The 1,657-nt window shown below is 66.8% G+C and carries 2 protein-coding genes; one reads left to right on the plus strand and one right to left on the minus strand.

Annotation, left to right across the window (positions count from 1 at the left end):
- Window positions 1-7: 7 nt before the first annotated feature.
- A protein-coding gene (locus CK485_RS14250; RefSeq protein WP_109450493.1) for an IS5 family transposase occupies window positions 8-825 on the minus strand; the annotation gives its coding sequence in 2 pieces (ribosomal slippage) (window positions 8-477 and window positions 477-825; 819 coding nt in all).
- Between the two features lie 80 nt (window positions 826-905).
- Here CK485_RS14250 and CK485_RS14255 point away from each other — a divergent pair.
- Window positions 906-1,657 (plus strand): IS5 family transposase gene (locus tag CK485_RS14255; protein WP_199239343.1). Its coding sequence is split into 2 segments (ribosomal slippage), with 750 coding nucleotides annotated over them: window positions 906-1,247 and window positions 1,250-1,657; the frame shifts between segments, so codons are not numbered across the junction. This gene is flagged as partial in the annotation.

The following is a 1,657-nucleotide window of genomic DNA, read 5'->3' on the forward strand; positions in this document are numbered from 1 at the left end:
CCGTGTCCTACGTGGTGAGACGAACGAGGCGCCTGTAGCAGCAGATGGCTGCGGCGAGTCCGAGAAAGGCCAGGTAGTTGCGGGGATTTCGTTCGTAGCGGGGGCTGAGTCGGCGGTAGCCGGACAGCCACGACATGGTCCGCTCGATCACCCACCTGCGACGGCCCAACCGTTCGCTGGACTCGATGCCTTTGCGCGCGATCCGGACCCCGATGCGTTTGCCACGTAACCATTTCCGCAGGTCGGCACGGTCGTAGGCTTTGTCCGCGTGCAGGCGCTGAGGCTTGAAGTACCGGCCGCGGTGGGGGTCGTGTCTCGTTTGGTGACCCTCCAGCATCGGCTTCAGCCCTTCACTGTCGTGCGTGTTGCCGCCCGAGACGCCGACGAGAAGGGGCAGTCCGTTCGCGTCCGACAGGACGTGCATCTTGGAACCCGGCTTGCCGCGGTCCACGGGGCTCGGACCTGTGTGTTCGCCCCTTTTTTAGCCCTGACGTGGGCGGTGTCGAGGACGACGCGGGTGACATCGATGAGGCCGGCGTCGTCAAGCTGGTGCAGCACCGCCTCGTGCAGCCGTCCCCACACGCCGGCCCGCGACCAGATCAGGAACCGGCGGTGGGCGGTCGACTTCGATATCCCGAAGCAGGGCGGCAGAGCCCGCCAGGCGCATCCGCTGACCAGCACGTAGATGATCGCCGCGAACAGCGTCTCATCAGGCGTGTCCTGCGTTCCCCCGCCCTGCGGCCGCACCTTCGACGGTGGGATCAGCGGCTCAGCGATCTCCCACAAACCGTCCGGAACAATCCAACTCCACGCACCCCGCCCCATGACCAGTCCAACGAGCGATCACCACATAGGACACCGTCTTAAGACGTCATCTCATTTGGGGTGTTCGATAGGCTCGTGGCGTGGGGATCGTTGAGCGGCTGGTGCCGGATGAGCTGTGGGGGTTGTTCCAGCGGGTGGTGCCGGAGGCGCCGACTCGTCCGCAGGGTGGTGGCCGGCGGCGGCACGGGGATCGGGAAGTGCTGGCTGCGATCGTGTTCGTAGCCACGTCGGGCTGCACCTGGCAGCAGCTTCCGACCGCCTCGTTCGGGCCCTCGGGAGCCACGGCCCACAGGCGTTTTACGGAGTGGTCGAAGGCTCGGGTGTGGGCGAAGCTCCACCGCCTGGTCCTCGATGAACTCGGCTCACGCGGTGAACTGGACTGGTCTCGCTGCGCCATCGACTCGGTGAACATGCGGGCCCTGAAAAGGGGGACCTGACGGGTCCGAATCCTGTGGACCGGGGCAAGTACGGCTCGAAGATCCACTTGATCACCGAGCGCACCGGCTTACCCCTGTCCGTCGGAATCTCCGGCGCCAACCTCCACGACAGCCAGGCCCTTGAGCCGCTGGTGCGGGGCATCCCGCCGGTCCGTTCCCGTCGCGGCCCACGGCGCCGACGCCCGGCCAAGCTCCACGCCGACAAGGGCTACGACTACGACCACCTGCGCCGATGGTTACGCAAGCGTGGCATCAGGCACCGCATCGCACGCAAGGGCGTCGAGTCCTCCACCCGGTTCGGCCGACACCGCTGGACCATCGAACGCACCATGTCCTGGCTCGCCGGTTGCCGCCGCCTCCACCGACGCTACGAGCGGAAAGCCGAGCACTTCCTG

The organism is Streptomyces sp. ICBB 8177, from assembly GCF_003144095.1.
In the GTDB taxonomy this organism is placed as follows: domain Bacteria; phylum Actinomycetota; class Actinomycetes; order Streptomycetales; family Streptomycetaceae; genus Streptantibioticus_D.